The organism is Variovorax sp. GW821-FHT10B04, from assembly GCF_059415645.1.
In genome coordinates, this window is sequence record NZ_JBWKNQ010000002.1 from 344,716 (window position 1) to 362,586 (window position 17,871).

Consider the following 17,871-nt stretch of genomic DNA (forward strand, 5'->3'; position numbering starts at 1 on the left):
TCGTTGCGCCTGGAGAGCCTGCCATGAAGCCCGTGCTCGACGTCGTCGGCCTGAGCATCCGCCTGCCGCGGGGCGCCGACCGCACGCTAGCCGTCGACACCGCCACGCTGTCGGTGCTGCCTGGCCAGACGCTGTGCATCGTCGGCGAGTCGGGCTCGGGCAAGTCGATGATCGCCAACGCCGTGATGGGCCTGCTGCCGGTGCCGAACGTCGCACCGGTCGCCGGCCAGATCCTGTTCGAGGGCGTCGACCTGCTGAAGCTCGACGAGGCGCAGATGCGCGAGCTGCGCGGCCGGCGCATCGGCATGGTGTTCCAGGAGCCGATGACGGCGCTGAATCCGGTGATGCGCATCGGCGACCAGATCGGCGAGGTGTTCGACGCGCACGGCCATGTGCCCGCCGCCGAGAAGCGCCGCCGCATCCTCGCCGCGCTGGCCGACGTCGGCCTGCCCGACCCCGAGCTCACGATCGACAGCTACCCGTTCCGCCTGTCGGGCGGCCAGCGCCAGCGCGTGATGATCGCCTGCGCGCTGGTGCTGGAGCCGGTGCTGCTGATCTGCGACGAGCCGACCACCGCGCTGGACGTGACCACGCAGGCGCAGATCCTCACGCTGGTGCGCGAGCTGCAGCGGCGCCGCGGCACCGCGGTGCTCTTCATCACGCACGACTTCGGCGTGGTCTCGGAAATCGCCGACCAGGTGGTGGTGATGCAGACCGGCCAGGTGGTCGAGTCCGGCCCGGCGCGCCAGGTGCTCGACGCGCCCGCGCACGCCTACACCCGCAAGCTGATCGACGCCATTCCGACCGGCACCGCCGGACGCCCGACGCCGACCGACGACGCGCTGCGCGTGCTGCAGGTGCAGGACCTGTGCAAGACCTACAGGTCGGGCAACGGCCTGTTCAAGCGCGGCCGATCGGTGCAGGCGGCCAAGGACATCAGCTTCGAGCTGCGCCGCGGCGAGACGCTGGGGCTGGTCGGCGAGTCCGGCTCGGGCAAGTCGAGCGTCGGCCGCTGCCTGGTCGGGCTCGCGCCCTTCGACAGCGGGCGCATCCTGTTCAAGGGCCGCAACCTCGCGCAGAACGGCAACTTCCGCCAGGAGGCCGGCGGCAAGATCCAGATGGTGTTCCAGGACCCGTATGCGTCGCTGAACCCGCGTCACCGCATCGGTGCAGCGATCGCCGGCGGGCCGATCGCGCAGGGCGTCGGCAAGGACGAGGCGATGGCGCGTGCGCTCGAACTGCTGAAGCTGGTCGGCCTGGGCCCGGACGCGGCCATGCGCTATCCGCACGAGTTCTCCGGCGGCCAGCGCCAGCGCATCGGCATCGCGCGCGCCCTGGCGATGCAGCCGGAGCTGCTGGTGGCCGACGAGCCGGTGTCGGCGCTCGACGTGTCGGTGCAGGCGCAGGTGCTCGATCTCTTCGCGCAGGTGCGCGAGCAGTTCAAGCTGGCGATGGTGTTCATCACCCACGACCTGCGCGTGGCCGGCCAGATGTGCGACCACATCGCCGTCATGCAGCGCGGCGAGGTGGTGGAATACGGGCCGACGCACGAGGTGCTGGGCAACCCGCAGCATCCGTACACACGCAAACTCATCGATGCCGTGCCGCGGCTTGCGTCGCCCGCGGCCGCATCGGCCGACGCGCCCGCCGTGGCGCATGGATGACCGCACCGGAATGACAACGAAGAAGAAGCCCACCATCGCGCTGATCAGCGCGGTGATCAACATGCAGTACCTCGCCGATGCCTTCGAGCAGGTCGCGCCCGGCACCGACGTGCGCCACGGCGCCGATCTCGGCGCGCTGGAGGACATCGACGTGGCCGTCTGCTGGTTCCCGCCGCACGGCCTGCTTGCGCAACTGCCGCGGCTGCAGCTCACGCAGTCGCTGGCCGCCGGCATCGACCACCTGCTGGCCGACCCCGACCTGCCGCGCGGCACGCCGCTGTGCCGCATCGTCGACAGCACGATGGCCGCCGGCATGAAGGCCTATGTGAGCTGGGCGGTGGTGCAGCAGCACCGCGGCATGCGCGCCTATGTCGCCAGCTCCGCCGCGGGCCGGTGGGAAGAGCAGCCGGTGGTGTCGCCGCGCAGCCATCGCGTGGGCATCGCCGGACTCGGCACGCTCGGGCTGGCCTGCGCCGAGGCGCTCGCCACCATCGGCTACCAGGTGCGCGGCTGGAGCCGCACCGCCAAGAGCGACCTGCCCGAGGGCGTGGCCGGCTTCCACGGCGCCGACCAGCTCGATGAATTCCTCTCCGGCTGCGACACGCTGGTCTGCCTGCTGCCGCTCACGCCCGAGACGAAGGGCTTCCTCAACGCCAGCCTGTTCGCCAGGCTGCCGCGTGGCGCGCACCTGGTGAACGTCGGCCGCGGCGACCACCTGGTCGAAGCCGACCTGCAGCCCGCGCTCGACAGCGGCCAGTTGTCGGCCGCCACGCTCGACGCGTTCTCGCAGGAGCCGCTGCCGGCCGCGCATCCGTTCTGGGCCGACCCGCGCATCCTCGTCACGCCGCACATCGCGACCCGCACCGACAGCCGCGTGATCGCGCGGCAGACGCTGGAGAACCTGGCGCTGCTGCAGCAGGGCGACCGGCCGGCGCAACTGGTCGACCTGGCCCGCGGCTACTGAGGCTGCGGCCTTCCTTCGACATCCCAACGGACCCGCTCATGACCGCCAATCTTCATGCAGAACATGCCGCCGCCGACATCGCGGCGCACCTGCATTCCTTCACCAACCTGGCCGCGCATGCGCAGTCCGACCCGCTGGTGATCCAGCGCGGCGACGGCATCTACGTGGAGGACGACCAGGGCCGCCGCTATCTCGAAGGCATGGCGGGCCTGTGGTGCGCGTCGCTGGGCTTCAGCAACGCGCGCCTGGCCCGGGCCGGCAGCGACGCGCTGCATGGCCTGCCGTACTACCACACGTTCAACGGCCGCTCGAACCCGGCCGCCATCGCGCTGGCCGAGAAGCTGCTCGCCATGGCGCCGGTGCCGATGTCGAAGGTGTTCTTCGCCAACAGCGGCTCGGAGGCCAACGACTCGGCCGTCAAGCTGGTCTGGTACTACCACAACGCCATCGGCCAGCCGGCCAAGAAGAAGATCATCGCGCGTGCCAACGCGTACCACGGCGTCACCGTCGCGGCCGCCAGCCTGAGCGGGCTGATGACCAACCACCGCGACTTCGACCTGCCGATCGATCGCATCCTGCGCGTCGACTGCCCGCATCATTACCGCCTCGCCGAGGCCGGCGAGAGCGAGGAGGACTTCGCGACGCGGCTGGCCGACGCGCTGGAGCAGCGCATCCTGGCCGAAGGCCCGGAGACGGTCGGCGCCTTCATCGCCGAACCGGTGATGGGCGCGGGAGGCGTGCTGGTGCCGCCGGCCACCTACTTCGAGAAGGTGCAGAAGGTGCTCGCGAAGTACGACGTGCTGCTGATCGCCGACGAGGTGATCTGCGGTTTCGGCCGCACCGGCGAGATGTTCGGCTCGACCACCTTCGGCCTGAAGCCAGACATCCTCACGGCGGCCAAGGCGCTGTCATCGGGCTATGCGCCGATCTCGGCCGTGCTGGTCAACGAGAAGGTGCACGCGGCCGTGGCCGCCAACAGCGGCAAGATCGGCACCTTCGGCCACGGCTTCACCTACTCGGGCCATCCGGTATCGAGCGCCATCGCGCTGGAGACGCTGCGGGTCTACGAGGACGAGCACATCCTCGCGCACGTGCAGTCGGTGGCGCCGCTCTTCCAGCAACGGCTGCGTGCCTACGCCGGGCATCCTCACGTGGGCGAGGTCCGCGGCGTCGGCCTGATCGGTGCGATCGAACTCGCGGCCGACCCCGCGAAGCGCGTGCCCTTCTACCCGGCGCTGAAGGCCGGCTACCGCGTGGCGGAGTTCGCGCTGGCCGAGGGACTGATCATCCGTGCGATGGGCGACGCGCTCGCCTTCTGCCCGCCGCTGATCATCACGGCCGCGCAGATCGACGAACTGTTCGCGCGCTTCGATCGCGCGATGCAACGCTTCGAGGCATCGCTCCCATGAAAGCCTTCTTCACCGACGAACAGCTGCTGCACGATCCGCAGCAGTTCATGCGGCTCGGCCGCATCAGCAAGCCGACCGACCTGCCGAGCCGCGCGCACGCACTGCGCGACGCGCTGGCGCAGCGCGGCATCGCGCTGGCCGAGCCGGCGGACTATGGCCGTGCGCCGCTCGAGGCCGTGCACAGCGCGGACTACCTCGACTATCTCGAGAGCGCCTACCGCCTGTGGCGCGAGCTGAAGATGCCTGGCGTGGAACCCGGCATCGAGGTGCTGCCCAACCTCTCGCCCTACACCAGCGGCACGCCCGGCGTGGCGCGCGCGCCCTGCCCGTCGCCCTCGCTGGTGGCGCGCACCGGTTACTACATCGGCGACCTCTCGTGCCCGGTCGGCCCCGACACCTGGCGCTCGGTGCTGCGCTCGGCCCACACGGCCGTGGCCGCGGCCGACGCGGTGCTCGAAAGCGGTGGCGCCGCGTATGCGCTGTGCCGGCCTTCGGGCCACCACGCGCACCGCGACCGCGCCAGCGGCTTCTGCTATATCAACAACAGCGCCATCGCGGCGCAGCGCCTGTGCGAGCGCCATGGCCGCGTCGCGGTGTTCGACGTCGACGCGCACCACGGCGACGGCACGCAGAACATCTTCTATGCGCGCGACGACGTGCTCACCGTGTCGACCCATGCCGACCCGTCGACCTACTACCCGTTCTACACCGGCTATGCGCACGAGCGCGGCGCGGGTGCGGGCGAAGGCTTCAACCTGAACATCCCGGTCGCGCACGGCGCGGGCAACGACGCGTTCCTGCAGGCGGTCGACCAGGGCGCCGCCGCGCTGCGCGCCTTCGCGCCGAAGGCGCTGGTGCTGGCGCTCGGTTTCGACACCTACAAGGACGACCCGATCAGCGTGCTGAAGCTCGACCTGGACGCCTACCGCCACATCGGCGAACGCGTCGGTGCGCTCGGCCTGCCGACGGTGGTGGTGCAGGAAGGCGGCTACATGGTCGAGGCGATCGGGCCGGCGCTGGACAACTTCATCCAGGGTTTCCTGGCAGGTAGATGAGCGCCGCGACCATCGCCCTGCGCCCACCCGGCTCGCGCGGCGCGGGCGTCGCGCTGTTCTTCTGCGCGCTGCTCGCCTTCGCGTCGTACGACGCGTTCTGCAAGTTCATGCTGCAGTTCTATCCGCCGCCCTTCGTGAACATCATGCGGTACGTGTCGGTCGGCGGCATCGCGTTCTCGATGCTGCTGCGCCATGGCGACTTGCGCTTCTGGCGCGCGCCGCAGAAGAAGCTGTTGCTGCTGCGCGGCCTGATGCTGGCCACCGTCGCGACCTGCTTCATGACGGCACTGCTCTGGATGCCGCTGGCCGAGGCCACGGCCATCTACTTCACCGCGCCGCTGCTGATGGTCGCGCTGTCACCCTGGCTGCTCGGCGAGCACGTGCAGCGCAGCCGCTGGCTGGCCGTGATCTTCGGCTTCGGCGGCATGCTGCTGATCGTGCGGCCCGGCGGCAACCTGCCGCTGCTCGGCACGCTGCTGATGGCGGTGTCGGCGGTCTGCTATGCGGTCTTCCAGCTGCTCACACGCCGGCTCGCGGGCCTGGTGCCGGGGCCGATGCAGTACGCGTGGACCGCGCTCGTCTGCTTCGTCGTCACGCTGTTGCCCGCACCCTTCTTCCTGCCCGCGCACGTGCCGCCGATCGCCGACGTGCTGCTGCTGCTCGCGGGCGGCGCCTGCAGCGCCGCGGCGCAATGGCTGCTGCTGGCCGCGTTCGAGCGGGTCGAGGCGTCGATCCTCGCGCCGCTCAACTACTTCCAGCTGCTGCTGGCGGTCGGCTTCAGCACCTTCTGGTTCCACAAGCCGCCCGATGGGCTGGCGATGGCGGGCATCGCGCTGATCATGGCCGCCGGCATCTACCTGGCGCGTGCGGGCACGGGCCGCGGTCGCGACGCCGCTGCGCGCTGAGAACGACGAACGACAGACACAACGAGACAAGAACGAACCATGGCATTCCCTTCTTCCCCTTCCGCGCCGCCGGCGTCGGACGATGCGATCTTCGAATCGGTCGAGGCGACCGACCTGGTCGGCCTGGTCGAGGCGCAGCTCACGCGCGCCATCGTCGAAGGCCGGCTGCCGCCGGGCAGCCGCATCGTCGAGGCCGACATCGCGCGCCGCATGGGCATCAGCCGCGCGCCGGTGCGCGAGGCCGCACGCCGGCTCGAGCGCCAGGGCGTGCTGGTGGCCCGGCCGCGGCACGGCTTCGCGGTGCGGACCATCAGCGTGCAGGAGATCGACGACCTGTACGAGGTGCGCCTGAGCCTGGAGCTGACCTCGATCGAACTCGCCTGCCGCAAGGCCAGCGACGCCGGCCTGGCCCGCGTGCAGGCGCTGGTCGAGGCGATGGTGCTGCAGGCCCCCACGCTGCCGCAGCACGAGCGCATCGGCAGCGACCTGGCGCTGCACATGCTGATCTGCGAACTCTCCGGCAACGCGCACCTGCTGCGCATCTACCAGAACACGCAGACCGAGATGCGCATGGTCATCGCGCTGATCGATGCGGTCTACCACGACCCGGCGTCGGTCGCCGCCTTCCACCGGCCGATCGTCGACGCGCTGCTGCGGCGCGACGCGCCGGCCGCCCAGGCCGCGATGCGCGTGCATCTCGAAGATGCCTGGCGCAACGTGCGCGCGCTGTTCGTCGAGCAGCACGGCACGCCGGCCGCCGCCGACTGATTTCCTCCGAAGGACCCGCCCGATGAAAGTCGTCTACACCGACACCCACAAGGACCACGACCCGCAGCTCTTCATGGTGCGCGGCAAGCTCAAGCGCAGCAACGAGCAGCCCGAGCGTGCGTTCCGCCTGCTGAAGGCGGTGCGGCAGGACGGCCACGAGATCGTCGCGGGCCAGGACTTCGGCGCCGCGCCGCGCGCCGCCATCCACACGCCCGAGTACCTGCGCTTCCTGGAGACGGCGCATGCGCGCTGGCAACTGCTGGACGATCCGTCGCCCGAGGTCATGCCCAACATCCATCCGTTCCCCGGCCAGCCCTGCAGCTATCCGGAGAGCGTGGTCGGCCAGGCCGGCTTCCACATGGGCGACGCGGCCTGTTCCATCGGCGCCCACACCTGGGCCGCGGCCACCGCGTCGGCGCACATGGCCACGCATGCGGCGCAGCTGGTGCTGGACGGCGAGCGCGCGGCCTATGCGCTGTGCCGCCCGCCCGGCCACCATGCCTACGTCGACCGGGCCAACGGCTTCTGCTACCTGAACAACGTGGCCATCGCGGCGCAGCATCTGCGTCAGGCGCACGCGCGCGTGGCCATCCTCGACATCGACGTGCACCACGGCAATGGCACGCAAGGCATCTTCTATCGCCGCAGCGACGTGCTGACGATCTCGCTGCACGGCGATCCGCGCAACTTCACGCCCTTCTTCACCGGCCATGCGCACGAGCGCGGCGAGGCCGAAGGCCTGGGCTACAACATCAACAAGCCGCTGGCGCTCGGCACCGACGTCGACGGCTACCTGCCCGCGCTGCGCGACGCCTGCGACAGCATCCGCGCCTTCGCGCCCGGCGCGCTCGTGGTGGCGCTCGGCCTCGACGCGCACGAACACGATCCGTACAAGGGCATGAAGATCCGCACGCCCGACTTCGCGTTGCTGCTCGGCGAGATCGCGCACCTGGGCCTGCCCACCGTGCTGGTGCAGGAGGGCGGCTACCTGTCGGACGACCTCGGGCCGAACATCGCGAGCGCGCTGCGCGGCTTCGCGGCGGCCGCATGACGGACGCCGCCGGATTCGACGACGCCCAGGTGTTGATCCAGGGCGCGCCCGAACTCGACGATGCCTGGGTGCGCACGCTGGCGCGCGAGCGCTTCGGCATCGACGGCGAGATGAAGCCGCTGACCGGCGAGCGCGACCGCAACTACCGCCTGGCCACCGCCGACGGCGCGCGCTACATGCTGAAGGTCTCGCATCCGGCCGAGACCGCGCTGGTGGCCGACTTCCAGACGCAGGCGCTGCTGCATCTGGCGCGCGTCGACCCGTCGCTGCCGGTGCAGCGCATCGTGCCCGCGCTGGACGGTGCGCCGTCGCTGCTGTGCGACCCCGGCGACGGCCGGCAGCGCGTGGTGCGCGTCTTCACCTACCTGCCCGGCCTGCCGCTGCCCGAGGCGCCGCGCACGCCGCTGCAGCAGCAGAACCTGGCGCGCATGCTGGCGCGGCTCGACCTCGCGCTGCAGGGCTTCGACCATCCGGCCGGCGACCTGCCGCTGCCCTGGGACGTGCAGCGTGCCGACAGCGTGCGCGGCCTGCTCGCGCACATCGCCGAGCCTGCACGCCGCGCGCTGGCCGAGCGTGCGCTCGACCGCTTCGTGCTGCAAGGCAAGCCGGTGCTGCGCATGCTGCCGGCGCAGCCGATCCACAACGACTTCAACATCTACAACGTGCTGGTCGACGCGGCCGACACCGACCGCATCGCCGCCATCCTCGACTTCGGCGACATGGTGCGCGCGCCGGCCATCGACGACCTGGCCGTCGCGGCGGCCTACCAGATGGGCACCGGCGACGATCCGCTGGCCGACATCGTGCCCTTCGTCGCGGCATACCACGCGGTGCGTCCGCTGGCCGATGCCGAGCTCGGCGTGCTGTTCACGCTGGTCGCCGCGCGGCTCGCGATGGTGGTCGCCATCAGCGGCTGGCGCGCCGCGCGCCATCCAGAAAACGCGGCCTACCTGCTGCGCAACAACCCGCTGTCGTGGGCCCGGCTGGAGGCTTGCGAACGCGTCGGCGCCCCTGCCGCGACGGCGCGTTTCCGCGCCGCCTGCGCGTTGAACTGAAGCCGTACGAAGAGCCATCCCCATGCATGACATCGATCCCGCCACCGAAGCCCTGATGGCGCGCCGCGCACGCGTGCTCGGCCCCGCCTACCGCCTGTTCTACGAACGGCCGCTGCATCCGGTGCGCGGCGAGGGCGTGTGGCTGTACGACGCCGACGGCCGGCGCTATCTCGACGCCTACAACAACGTCGCCTCGGTCGGCCACTGCCATCCGCACGTGGTCGAGGCCATCGCGCGGCAGGCGAGCGTGCTCAACACGCACACGCGCTACCTGCACGAGGGCGTGCTCGACTATGCGGAGCGGCTGCTCGCCACGCTGCCGGGCGAACTCGCGCACGCGATGTTCACCTGCACCGGCAGCGAGGCCAACGACCTGGCGATGCGCATCGCGCGCGCCCACACGAAGGCCGAGGGGCTGATCGTCACGCGCTTCGCGTACCACGGCGTCACCGCATCGATCGCCGAGGCCTCGCCATCGCTCGGCAAGTTCGTGCGGCTCGGCGACGCGGTGCGCACCGTGGCCGCACCCGACAGCTACCGCATCGCGCCGGCCGACCTGGGTGCCGCCTTTGCCGCGGGCGTGGGCGAGGCCATCGCCGACCTGAAGGCGCACGGCCTGCGGCCCGCGGCGCTGATGGTCGACACCGTGTTCTCCAGCGACGGCATCTTCACCGACCCGCCGGGCTTCATGGCCGAGGCGGTGGACGCCGTGCGCGAGGCCGGCGGCGTGTTCATCGCCGACGAGGTCCAGCCCGGGCTCGGCCGCACCGGCGACAGCTTCTGGGGTTTCCAGCGGCATGGCGTGGTGCCCGACATCGTGACCATGGGCAAGCCGCTCGGCGCCGGCCATCCGCTGGCCGGCCTCGCGGTGAGGCCCGAGGTGCTGGCCGCCTTCGGCCGCGAGTGCCGCTACTTCAACACCTTCGGCGGCAACCCCGTGTCGATGGCCGCCGGCATGGCGGTGCTGGACGTGATCGAGCGCGAGGGCCTGGTCGCGAACGCGCAGCGCGTCGGCGCCCATCTGCGCGACGGGCTGCGCACACTGGCCGTGCGGCATCCGTTGATCGGCGACGTGCGCGGCGCGGGCCTGTTCACCGGCGTGGAGATGGTGAGCGACCGCGATGCGAAGACATCGATGAAAACGCCCGCCACGGCCGAGACCGCGCGCATCGTCAACGGCCTGCGCGAGCGCGGCGTGCTGCTGAGCGCGACCGGCGAGCATGCCAACACGCTGAAGATCCGTCCGCCGATGGTGTTCAAGGAAGCGGATGCGGATGTGCTGCTGGCGGCGCTGGATGCGGTGCTGACGCTGACGGGTTGAACCGCAGCGGCACGTCGCTGCGCACGTTACTTCAACTCGATTTCCACGAACACGAACTCGAAGTCGTTCGCGTTGATCACGTCGTGCTCCACACCCGTGAGCCGCGTGTACGACACGCCCGCGGTCAGCGGGCTCTGGATCTGGCCGTTCGGCGTGTCGAGCGTCAGTGCGCCGGTGGTCATCGGCACGACCACGTAGTCCATGCCGTGGCGGTGCCAGCCGGTGTGGGCGCCGGGCGGAAAGCGCCACTCGGTGACCTTGACGCGTTCGTTGTCGATCTGCACGGTGGGGATGGCGGAAGGGCGGTCGGTCATGCGCGGTACTCCTCGACGCCGCACCAGTCGGCGATGAACTGGACCATCGTGGCGGTCACGCGTTTCATGCTGTCGATCGACACGCTTTCGTCGATGCCATGGATGTTGCGGGCGGTCGGGCCGTAGTTGGTCACGGGGATGTCGGTCGCCAGTGCGAAGTGGCGGCCGTCGGTGGTGGCGGTGCAGGCGAGCCGCTCGGGCGGCGCGCCGGTGATCTTCTCGTGGGCCTGCGCCAGCACCCGCATCGCGGGCGCGTCGAGGTCGTATTCGCAGCCCGGCGAGTAGTGGCCGCGCGAGCTGATCTCGACCGTGAGGTCGGGGTTCAGGCTTGTCGCGCAGGCGCGGATGCGTTCGGTCACGGCGCGCGTCGCGTCTTCCGCCGTCACGCCGGGGAAGAAGCCGAAGCGGATGCCCATGGTGCAGGTGCAGGGCACCGACGAATTCCATTCGCCGCCGTCGATCCGGCCGAGGTTGAAGTTGAGCGGATGCGCCACGTCCTTGAAGGCCGGGTGCCGCACCTCGGGCGCGTTCCATTCGGCTTCGAGACCCTTCAGGTCGGCCATGATCGCGATGCCGGCCTCGATCGGGTTCACGCCCTTGTTCATGTACGCGACGTGCGCGGGCTTGCCGGTGATCTCGATGAACATCCAGCACACGCCGACCTGGGCGCTCATCACCGTCTCGCCGAAGGGCTCGGGAATGATCACGGCGTCGAAGTCGGTGAGCTTCGCCTTGCCCATCGCGTGCTGCAGCGCATGCACGGTGGCGAGCGTGCCGTTGCCGGTGTTCTCCTCGTCGAGCACCGCGTTGAAGCCGACGATGCCGGCCGGCTGCAGGCCCATCTCGCGCAGCGCGCGCAAGGCGATCAGCGCGCAGACAATGCCGCCCTTCATGTCGCCGGCGCCGCGGCCGTAGAGCCAGCCGTCCTGCATCCACGGCTCGTGCGGGTCGCGTGCCCAGAGCGCTTCGGGGCCGGTCGGCACGGTGTCGAGATGGCCGTTGAACAGCACCGAACGGCCGCCTTCGCTGCGCGGCAGATGGCGTGCCAGCAGGTTGAAGCGGCCGTTGTCGGGGTCGCAGGGGCAGGAGAACAGCGGGTTGCTTTCGAGCAGGCTGCTGTCGAGCACGATGCGCTCGGGCTCGAGGCCCAGGTCGATGAGCGTGCGCTCGATGAATTCGGCCGCCGGTTGTTCGGCGCCGGAAGGGCTGCGCGCGGCGACGAAGTCGCTGAGCATGTCGATCATCTCGGGCGTGAGCCGGTCGATGGTGGTCCGCAGCGTGGCGGTGTCCAGAGGGGAAGAAGAAATGGTCATGGTGAGCCGGTGATGGGTGCAAGCTTCGTGCCGCTCAGGCGGCCGGCGCGTCGCCGGGCGTGGGCCCGAGCGACGGTGCCGGCCAGCCGAGCAGCTCGGCCAGCCGCAGCACGATCCACTGCGCCTCGTCGGCCGATACGCCCGACTCGGGCGAACGCAGGCCGTCGTGGATGCGCTGCAGCACCTCGTCTTCGGACGGCACCTCGACGTGCGCCAGGATGCGCGCGTGCTCGATCAGATGCGTGGCCAGGTCTTCGCAGACCTCGTAGCGGGCGCGCACCGTGCCGATGGGTTCGCGCAGGCGTTGCCGGCGAGCGTCGGTGTAGAGCGCGAAGAAGGACTGCGGGATATCGATCTGGTAATCGTCGGACATGGCGGAAAGAATGCGGTGGGCCCGATGTTCTCACCCCGATGCGCCGCTACGCGGTTGCGACTGGATGCGTAACGTAACGAATGGGTACATCGGCGCCCGAATCCGCCAGCGTGTGTTGCGTGCGCGAGGGCGGGCTCCGATAAAAACGTTACCGATCAAGCACTTGGCGCTGTCGTCACGGCAGGCCGGGCGCATGCACCCGATCGGCACGCAAGTTGCGCAGTACCTGCTTTGATCGCCTCGCAGCGACCCGTCCGCCATGCCGCCGCTCGACATCGCCGCTCTCGCCGCCGGCCACCCCGCGCTGTGGCTGGTGCTTGCCTGCAGCCTCGTGTTCGCGACCTTCCTGTCCGCCTGGAACGTGGCCGGGCTGGGCGAGCACGATGGCCGCCGTCCGGTGCGCATCACCGGCTGGACGGTGACCGGCCTGCTCTGGGGCAGCGGGCTCTGGGCCTCGCAGCAACTCGGCATCGCCGCGGTCACGCCGCGCGCCGGCATCGTGATCGGCTTGCCGCTGTGGCCGATGCTCGCGGCCGGCATGGTCGCAGCCGCCGGCAACGCGCTGCCCATGTCGGCGATCTGGCGCTCGGCCTGGGCCGGGATGATCGCGCTGGCCGGCATCGCGGGCAGCATCGTGGGCGCGCTCGCGCCGATGGACCGCGCGCTGTTCGGGCTGCTGTGCGTGCTGGCGGCACTGGTCTGGCTGCGCGTGTGCATGCGCGCGGCGCTCCGGCCGGCCGGCAGCCAGGGCGGCTGGCCGACCTGGGGCCGCGCCGCCACCGGCGCGCTGATCGCCATGCTGCTGTCCGCCGCCGCGGGCTGGGGCATCCAGCGCAATGCCGGGCGCATGCCGATGCCCGACGAGGACGCGCAGTGGTCGCTGCTGATGGCCATCGTCCTGCCGGTGATCTCGCTGGCGCTCGCCACGGCCTTTGCGATGCGCTGCTACCGCGTGCTGGGCGCGCGCGCGCAGCGCGAGGCCACGCGGCTCGGCGCCTTCGTCGAGAACGCGCCCGACGGCTTGATCACGGCGGACCGCGAAGGCCGCATCCTCACCATCAACCCCGCGGCGCTGGCGGTGCTGGAGCGCCGGCTGGACGACGTGCTGGGCCAGAACGCCGGCGGCGTGCTCGCGCCCGACGACGCGTCCTTCGCCGACTGGCTGCACCGTGATCCGGGCGCCGACACCGCCGGCCCGCACGACTTCGAAACCGCGACCGAGCTGCCGGACGGCAGCCCGCTGGCGCTTCGGCTCGCCGTGAGCCGGGTGACGCCGGACGCGACCCTGGACGGCGCCGGCCCCTGCTTCGTGATCATGCTGTCCGACCTGGGCCGCCGCAAGGCGATCGAGAACGCCTTGCGCGTGAGCGAGCAGCAGGCCCGCTCGCTGGCCAGCAACATCCCCGGCGTGTCGTTTCGCAGCCGGGTCGACGCGCGGCTCAGCACGCTGTTCGTGAGCCCGGCCATCGTCGAGCTCATCGGGTGGCCGGCGGAAGACTTCACGAGCGGACGCCGCGCACTCGGCGAGCTGATCCATCCGGCCGACCACGAGCGCGTGGTCGACGAGATGCGTGCCGCCATCGCCACCGGTCCCAGCTACGTCACCGAATTCCGCCTGATGCACCGTGACGGCGGCGAGTGCTGGGTCTGGCAGAGCGGCAGCGCGCTGCAGGGCGCGCCGGGCGATGCGCCCTGCATCGACGGCGTGATGTTCGACATCACCGAGATGCGGCTGCGCCACGCGGCCTTCGAGGGCACGGTGGACGCGGTGCACCGCGTCATGGGCGTGATCGAGTTCGACATGCAGGGGCGGGTGCTGTCGGCCAACGAACGCATGCTCGGCTGGATGGGCTACCGCCTCGATGAGCTGCGCGGCGTGCACCACAGCACATTGCTCGGCGACACGCCGGCCGGCCGCACCGCCTTCGAGGCGCTCTGGCAGCGGCTGCGCCGCGGCGAGTACGAAACGGGCGAATACCGGCGCACCACCCGCGAAGGCGCCGAGTTCTGGATCCAGGCCTCGTACAACCCGATCTTCGACACCGACGGCACGCCCTTCAAGGTGCTGCTGCTCGCCACCGACATCAACGCACGCCGCCAGATGGAGCGCGCGCTGCGCGAGGCCAAGGCGCGCGCCGAGCAGGCCGCCGCCGCCAAGACCATGTTCCTCGCGAACATGAGCCACGAGATCCGGACCCCGATGAACGCGATCCTGGGTTTCACCGACGTGCTGCTGGGCGGCCCGCTGGCGGAGGAGCAGCGCCGGCATCTGCAGACGGTGCGGCAGTCGGGGCGCGCGCTGCTCGCGCTGCTCAACGGCATCCTCGACACCGCCAAGCTCGAGAAGGGCGCACTGGAACTGGAGCTGGCCGACTTCTCGCTGCGCGAGCTCGTGCAGCACACCGCGGACTCGCTGCGGCTCGGCGCGCAGGCCAAGGGGCTGGCCTTCGACGTGCAATGGGCGCCCGACGTCGGCGACCATTTCTTCGGCGACGCGTCGCGCATCCGCCAGGTGCTGATCAACCTGCTGGGCAACGCCATCAAGTTCACCGAGCGCGGCGGCGTTCGGCTCGCGGTGCAGCGCGACGGCGACGCCGTGCATCTCGCGGTGAACGACACCGGCATCGGCATTCCGGCGGACCGGATCGCCGCGATCTTCGATCCCTTCTCGCAGGCCGATGCATCGACCAGCCGGCGCTTCGGCGGCACCGGGCTCGGCACCACCATCGCGCGCCAGCTGGTCGAGCTGATGGGCGGGCGCATCGACGTGGAGAGCACGCCGGACGTCGGCAGCACCTTCCATGTCCGGTTGCCGCTGCAACCCGCGCAGGCGCCGGTCGCGGTGCAGGGTGAAGCCGACACGCCGGCCATCGTGCCGCCGCCGCTCGATGTGCTCGCCGTGGACGACGTGGCCGAGAACCGCGAGCTGGTGGCGATCGCGCTCGGCCGTGCCGGCCACCGCGTGACCACGGCCGCCAGCGCGGCGGAGGCGCTGACCCTGTTCGGCCGGTCGCGCTTCGACCTCGTGCTGATGGACCTGCACATGCCCGGCACCGACGGGCTCGAGGCTGCGCGCAGCATCCGCTGGCTGGAGACGGCCGGCGCGCGGGCACCGACGCCGATCGTCGCCCTGACCGCCAGCGTGCTGGCGGAGGACCGGCTGGCCGCGCAGCAGGCCGGCATGGAGGGCTTCTCGCCCAAGCCGATCGAGTTGCCCGTGCTGCTGGCCGAGATGGCCCGCGTGACCGGGCGCGTGGCGGCGCCGGGCACGGTGCCGGTACCGATCGCGCCTGCGATGTCCAGCCCGGGCCCGGACGCGGGCGCGGCAACGCCGGCCGCGATGTCGGCTGCAACGCCGGTCGTCGTCGACTGGGCGCGCGGTGTGCGGCTCTGGACCTCGGAGGCCGAGCTGCTGCGCAACCTGGGCACCTTTCTCGACAGCCAGTCGGACGCGCCGCAGGCGCTTGCCCGGCTGCTGCGCGTGCCCGATCTCGACGGCGCACGCCAGCTCGCGCACCGGCTGCGCGGCGTCAGCGCGAACCTGTGCTGCGATGCATTGCAGGCGGTGGCGGGCCTGATCGAAACCGCATTGGCGGTGCGCGACGCCGAGGCCGCGCTGGCACGCCTTCCCGGATTGGCCACGGCGCTGGCCGCCGTGGCCGAGGCCGTGCGCGAGCGCAGTGCCGCGGCCGGCCCCGACCCGCGCTCGCTGGCCGCGCCGGCCGAGTCCGCCGCTTCCGCCGCGCCGCCGCTGGCGGTCGATCGTCAGGCCGCCGCCGCGCTGGCGTCGGCCTTGCTCGACACGGTCGGCCGCAGCGAGCTCGACGACGCAGGCTTTCGCCGGCTCGAAGCGGCGCTCGCCCACGGCGGCGAGGCGCCGCGCGCCGCCGCCATCGGCCGCGCGCTGGACGACTTCGACTTTTCCACCGCGCTGGACCTGTTGCGCACGCTGGTCGACCAGCTGGGACAACCCCCTGCGCACGCGCGCCGCACCCCGGAGACAACGGAGTTGACATGAGCGAGACACCGACCACCCCGCACCGCCCGACCATCCTGGTGGTCGACGACGAACCGCTGAACCTGCAACTGGTGCGCAACGTGCTGCACGGCGACTACCGTCTGGTCTTCGCGAAGGACGGCCGCAGCGCGCTCACGCTGGCGACCACCGTCGCACCCGACCTGATCCTGCTCGACGTGATGATGCCCGGCATGACCGGCTACGAGGTCTGCCGCACGCTGAAAGCCGACGAGCGCACGCGCCACGTGCCGGTGATCTTCGTGACCGCGCTGGCCGACGAAGCCGACGAGGCGCTCGGCCTGGAGTGCGGCGCGGTCGACTACATCACCAAGCCGATCAGCGCGGCCATCATGAAGGCGCGCGTGCGCACGCACCTGTCGCTGGTGCGCATCGAGGAGCTGCAGGCCACCCGCATGGAGGCGATCCGCTGCCTCGGCACTGCGGCCGAATACAAGGACAACGAGACCGGCCTGCACGTGATCCGCATGAGCCAGTACGCGCACGTGCTCGCGCTCGCGGCCGGCTACGGCGCCGCGCAGGCCGACGACGTGCTGCATGCCGCGCCCATGCACGACATCGGCAAGATCGGCATCCCCGACGCGATCCTGCAGAAGCCCGGCAAGCTGACCGAGGCCGAACGCGACGTGATGAAGGAGCATCCGCGCATCGGTGCGGAAATCATCGGCAACCATCCGTCGAGCCTGTTCCGCACGGCGCGCACCATCGCGCTGACGCACCACGAGAAATGGGACGGCAGCGGCTATCCCAACGGCCTGGCGGGCGCCGACATTCCGCATGTCGGGCGCATCGTCGCGCTGGCCGACGTGTTCGACGCGCTCACCAGCGCACGTCCCTACAAGCCGGCCTGGCCGGTGGAGGACGCGCTGGAGTTCATCCGCAGCGAGAGCGGCACCCACTTCGACCCCGCGCTGGTCGACCTGCTGACGCAGTGCCTGCCGCAGATGCTGGAGATCAAGGCGCGCTGGGCGGAGCGGGACGAGAAGGCCGACGGCGACGCGGCTTAGGCGACCCGCAACCACGGCCACCGCGCCCGATAGTCCTGCGCTTTCCGCAGGAACAGTTCGGGCAGCGCATGCCGCGGGTTCATCCGCAGGATGCCGGCAGTGAGCTCATCGAGCCCGTCGGGTGCATACAGCATGCCGGTCGCGACCTCGATCCCGACGCAGGTGCAGGCGACCAGGTAGCGGTCGATGCCGTCGCGCGCCGACCGCAGCTGCGGGTAGTCCGCGCCGAAGCGCTGCCGGTACCAGAGATGCACGCGCGCTTGGTTCTTCACCTCGACGTTCGCGCCGAGGTCGCTCGTGGCCGCCCGGACCCGGCGGATCACCCTGTCTTCCGCCTCCCAGGACAGGTCGTTGCCGTCGAAGTAGAAGACGTCGTAGTCCTTCACGCCCCAGTCGGCCTGCCGGCCCGAACGCCGATTCCAGATGGCCTGGAACAGGCAGCCGGCCGTGAGAAAGCAGTCGTTCAACCCGAGGTCGGCCAGGCGAAGGATCAAGGCGGCATTGACGGGGTTGCGCATCGCTTCGGCGATGAAGGCGTCCGGCGTGCCGGCCGGTTCCGGGTGGGCGAGTGGCATGGTGCGGGAGGGTCTGGCGGCGGCGAGCGGGGCGGCACGGTGTTTGGCCTACTCGATGATG

At 70.9% G+C, this 17,871-nt stretch carries 15 protein-coding genes; 11 read left to right on the top strand and 4 right to left on the bottom strand.

Annotated features, from left to right (window positions below; genetic code table 11):
- The first annotated feature begins 23 nt into the window (after positions 1-23).
- The 9 genes from AC07PZ_RS06705 to AC07PZ_RS06745 are packed head-to-tail and all read left to right on the top strand — an operon-like array spanning position 24 to position 10,192.
- The gene (locus AC07PZ_RS06705; protein ID WP_495294268.1) at positions 24-1,664 is read left to right on the top strand and encodes an ABC transporter ATP-binding protein; all 1,641 of its coding nucleotides are present in this window, start codon (positions 24-26) and stop codon (positions 1,662-1,664) included.
- A gap of 10 nt (positions 1,665-1,674) precedes the next feature.
- Entirely contained in the window at positions 1,675-2,628 is a 954-nt protein-coding gene (locus AC07PZ_RS06710; RefSeq protein WP_495294269.1) for a 2-hydroxyacid dehydrogenase, read from the top strand.
- A gap of 38 nt (positions 2,629-2,666) precedes the next feature.
- On the top strand, positions 2,667-4,037 hold the full coding sequence (locus AC07PZ_RS06715; protein ID WP_495294270.1) for an aminotransferase: 1,371 nt from the start codon (positions 2,667-2,669) through the stop codon (positions 4,035-4,037).
- Positions 4,034-5,092 (top strand): histone deacetylase family protein, encoded by a 1,059-nt coding sequence (locus AC07PZ_RS06720; protein ID WP_495294271.1) that lies wholly within the window; start codon positions 4,034-4,036, stop codon positions 5,090-5,092. Before AC07PZ_RS06715 ends, AC07PZ_RS06720 begins: the two co-directional genes overlap by 4 nt.
- Positions 5,089-5,997, top strand: coding sequence for a DMT family transporter (locus tag AC07PZ_RS06725; protein ID WP_495294272.1), 909 nt, complete (start codon positions 5,089-5,091; stop codon positions 5,995-5,997). The genes AC07PZ_RS06720 and AC07PZ_RS06725 overlap by 4 nt, the downstream gene beginning before the upstream one ends.
- Positions 5,998-6,036: 39 nt before the next feature.
- On the top strand, positions 6,037-6,765 hold the full coding sequence (locus AC07PZ_RS06730; RefSeq protein ID WP_495294273.1) for a GntR family transcriptional regulator: 729 nt from the start codon (positions 6,037-6,039) through the stop codon (positions 6,763-6,765).
- Positions 6,766-6,787: 22 nt separating this feature from the next.
- Positions 6,788-7,816, top strand: a complete 1,029-nt coding sequence (locus tag AC07PZ_RS06735; RefSeq protein ID WP_495294274.1) for a histone deacetylase family protein — start codon at positions 6,788-6,790, stop codon at positions 7,814-7,816.
- On the top strand, positions 7,813-8,871 hold the full coding sequence (locus tag AC07PZ_RS06740) for a phosphotransferase (RefSeq protein ID WP_495294275.1): 1,059 nt from the start codon (positions 7,813-7,815) through the stop codon (positions 8,869-8,871). Before AC07PZ_RS06735 ends, AC07PZ_RS06740 begins: the two co-directional genes overlap by 4 nt.
- Before the next feature lie 22 nt (positions 8,872-8,893).
- Positions 8,894-10,192: an aspartate aminotransferase family protein gene (locus tag AC07PZ_RS06745; RefSeq protein WP_495294276.1), complete on the top strand. Its 1,299-nt coding sequence runs from the start codon at positions 8,894-8,896 to the stop codon at positions 10,190-10,192.
- 26 nt (positions 10,193-10,218) lie between these two features.
- Here AC07PZ_RS06745 and AC07PZ_RS06750 read toward each other — a convergent pair whose 3' ends face one another.
- From AC07PZ_RS06750 to AC07PZ_RS06760, 3 genes are read right to left on the bottom strand one after another with little or no spacing between them, the layout of a single operon-like run.
- Positions 10,219-10,506 (bottom strand): cupin domain-containing protein, encoded by a 288-nt coding sequence (locus tag AC07PZ_RS06750; RefSeq protein WP_495294277.1) that lies wholly within the window; start codon positions 10,504-10,506, stop codon positions 10,219-10,221.
- Positions 10,503-11,819: an ArgE/DapE family deacylase gene (locus tag AC07PZ_RS06755; RefSeq protein ID WP_495294278.1), complete on the bottom strand. Its 1,317-nt coding sequence runs from the start codon at positions 11,817-11,819 to the stop codon at positions 10,503-10,505. The genes AC07PZ_RS06750 and AC07PZ_RS06755 overlap by 4 nt, the downstream gene beginning before the upstream one ends.
- Before the next feature lie 34 nt (positions 11,820-11,853).
- Positions 11,854-12,192, bottom strand: coding sequence for a hypothetical protein (locus tag AC07PZ_RS06760; protein WP_495294279.1), 339 nt, complete (start codon positions 12,190-12,192; stop codon positions 11,854-11,856).
- Positions 12,193-12,451: 259 nt separating this feature from the next.
- Here AC07PZ_RS06760 and AC07PZ_RS06765 point away from each other — a divergent pair, with 259 nt between their 5' ends.
- Together AC07PZ_RS06765 and AC07PZ_RS06770 are read left to right on the top strand one after the other, a co-directional pair.
- On the top strand, positions 12,452-16,210 hold the full coding sequence (locus AC07PZ_RS06765; RefSeq protein WP_495294280.1) for a PAS domain S-box protein: 3,759 nt from the start codon (positions 12,452-12,454) through the stop codon (positions 16,208-16,210).
- Positions 16,207-17,235: a response regulator gene (locus AC07PZ_RS06770; RefSeq protein ID WP_495294281.1), complete on the top strand. Its 1,029-nt coding sequence runs from the start codon at positions 16,207-16,209 to the stop codon at positions 17,233-17,235. Before AC07PZ_RS06765 ends, AC07PZ_RS06770 begins: the two co-directional genes overlap by 4 nt.
- On the opposite strand, the gene AC07PZ_RS06775 is transcribed toward AC07PZ_RS06770, so the two are convergent.
- On the bottom strand, positions 17,232-17,810 hold the full coding sequence (locus tag AC07PZ_RS06775) for a nucleotidyltransferase family protein (RefSeq protein ID WP_495294282.1): 579 nt from the start codon (positions 17,808-17,810) through the stop codon (positions 17,232-17,234). The two genes, AC07PZ_RS06770 and AC07PZ_RS06775, sit on opposite strands and share 4 nt — an antisense overlap.
- Positions 17,811-17,871: the final 61 nt, after the last annotated feature.